This is a genomic window from Streptomyces odontomachi, assembly GCF_024435355.1.
In the GTDB taxonomy this organism is placed as follows: domain Bacteria; phylum Actinomycetota; class Actinomycetes; order Streptomycetales; family Streptomycetaceae; genus Streptomyces; species Streptomyces odontomachi.
Window position 1 is genome coordinate 1 of the sequence record NZ_JAMJWG010000071.1, and the last position, 2,562, is coordinate 2,562.

General features: G+C 75.9%; 1 protein-coding gene. It reads left to right on the forward strand.

All coding sequences use genetic code 11. From position 1 onward, the window contains the following. Positions 1-2,562 (forward strand): SpnB-like Rossmann fold domain-containing protein (locus NQO67_RS43390; protein WP_255956175.1); only part of this gene is annotated, 2,562 nt, incomplete at both ends.

Consider the following 2,562-nt stretch of genomic DNA (forward strand, 5'->3'; position numbering starts at 1 on the left):
TTCGATCGGCGAGTTGACGGCCGCGCACCTGGCCGGCGTGCTCTCCCTGGAAGACGCCTGCACGCTGGTGGCGGCCCGCGGACGGCTGATGCAGGCCGCACCGGCCGGCGGCGCCATGATCGCCATCCAGGCCACCGAAGACGAACTCCGCGCCACCCTCACCGACGACGACCGCGTCTGCATCGCCGCCGTCAACGGGCCCGTCTCCGTCGTCGTCGCCGGTGACGAGGACCGGGCGCTCGAGCTGGCGGCGCACTGGAAGAACGAGGGCCGCAAGGCGACGCGGCTCACCGTCAGCCACGCCTTCCACTCCGCCCACATGGACACCGTCCTGGAGGAGTTCCAGAAGGTCGCCCAGGGGCTCACGTACCACGCCCCCCGCATCCCGGTCGTCTCCAACGTCACCGGAACCACGGCGACAGCTGAACAGCTGACGTCCGCCCAGTACTGGACCGACCACATCCGAGCCGCCGTCCGCTTCCACGACGGCATCACCCACCTCCACCAGCACCACCAGATCAGCACCTACCTGGAGATCGGCCCGCACCCGGCGCTGACCGGCCTGGTCCAGGACAGCGTCGCGGACGGCGGTTCCGACGCCGCACCCGGCGCGCTGGCCGTGCAGCGGCACGACCGTCCCGCCGCGGCCACCCTGCTGACCGCGGTGGCCGCGGCGCACACGCAGGGCGTCGCCGTGGACTGGGCGAGCGTCCACGGCCGGCCGGCCCGGCACGTCGACCTGCCGACGTACGCCTTCCAGCGCGAGAACTACTGGGTGGTCAAGCCGACCGGGGCGGCCGACGCGGGCAGCCTGGGGCTGGCGAGCGCCGGGCATCCGCTGCTGGGGTCGGTGCTCGAACTGGCCGACGGCGAGAGCCAGGTGTTCGCCGCCCGGCTGTCCCTGGCCACCCACCCCTGGCTGGCCGACCACGCGGTGCACGGCACGGTGCTGCTGCCGGGCACGGCCTTCGTGGAGCTGGCGCTGCACGCGGCTGCCCACACCGGCGCCGACCACCTGCGCGAACTGACGCTTCAGGCCCCGCTGATCCTGCCCGAGCAGGGCGGGGTGCAGCTCCAGGTCACCGTGGAGCCGGCGGCCGACGGCGGCCGGGCGGTCGCGATCCACTCCCGGCCCGTCACCACCAACCGGGCCGCCGAATCGGGCGGGTCCGGCGGGTCCGGTGAGTCGACCGGGTCCGACGTCGACGCCGCGGACACCCCGGTCTGGACCCGGCACGCCACCGGTGTCCTCGCGCTCGAACCCGCCGACGTCTCCGCCGACGCCGACGCCGGTGACCTGGCGGTCTGGCCGCCGGCCGGTGCCGAGCCGGCCGACGTCGACGACCTCTACGCCGAACTGGCCGGGCAGGGCTACGAGTACGGGCCGCTGTTCCAGGGCGTGCAGGCCGCCTGGCGCGCCGGTGACGCCACCTACGTGGAGGTGCGGCTGCCGGAGGACGCCCAGAACGCGGCAGCCGGCGCCTTCCATCTGCACCCCGCGCTGCTGGACGCGGTGCTGCACCCCAGCGTGCTGGACGGCATGCGCAGCGGGTCCACGGGCGTGCGGCTGCCGTTCTCCTGGAACGGTGTCACGCTGCACGCCCCGGGCTCTGCCGTGCTGCGGGCGCGTCTGACGGGGGCCGGCGAGGAGCTGTCGATCCGGCTCGCCGACGCGTCCGGCGCTCCGGTCGCCGCGGTCGAGTCGCTGGTCACCCGGGAGATCTCGGCCGACCGGCTGGCCGTGTCCGGCGGCGCGTACCGCAACCTGGTGCACACCCTCCGGTGGACGCCCGTCGCGGCCGGCGGCCCTGCGGTCGGCTCGTATGCGCTGCTCGGCGCCGACGACCTGGGCCTGGCCGACGTGCTGGACGCGGCCGGGGTGCCCGGGCACCGCTACCCGGACCTGGCGGCGCTGTCCGCCGCCGTGGCCGGCGGGGCGCAGCTGCCGGAGGTCGTGCTGGTGGCGCGTACGGGTTCCGAGGCGGGCGTCGACCCGGCCGCGGACTCGCGCGACCTGGCGCGTGACACCCTGGCGGTGACCCGGGAGTTCCTCGCCGACACCCGGCTGACCGCGAGCCGGCTCGCCTTCGTCACCCGGGGCGCCCTCGGGGCCCTGTCGGACGATCCCGTGGACGACCTGGTGGCGGCGCCGGTGTGGGGCCTGATCCGGGCCGCCCAGCTAGAGGAGCCCGGCCGGCTGCTGCTGGCCGACCTGGACGGGCACGCCGACAGCGCCCGCGCGCTCCCGGCCGTGCTCGCCGGCTCGCACCCGCACACGGCGGTGCGCGAGGGCGTGCCGCACACCCCCCGGTTGACCCGCGACGGCACGGTGGCGGACACCGCCGGATCGGGCCGTGCCACGGCGCCGTTCGACCCGGAGGGCACCGTCCTGATCACCGGTGGCACGGGCACGCTCGGTGGCCTGCTGGCCCGGCATCTGGTGGCCGAGCACGGGGCCCGGCACCTGCTGCTGACCAGCCGTCGCGGCCGGGACGCCGAGGGCGCCCTGGAGCTGGAGGCGGAGCTGACCGCGCACGGCGCCTCGGTGACGATCGCCGCCTG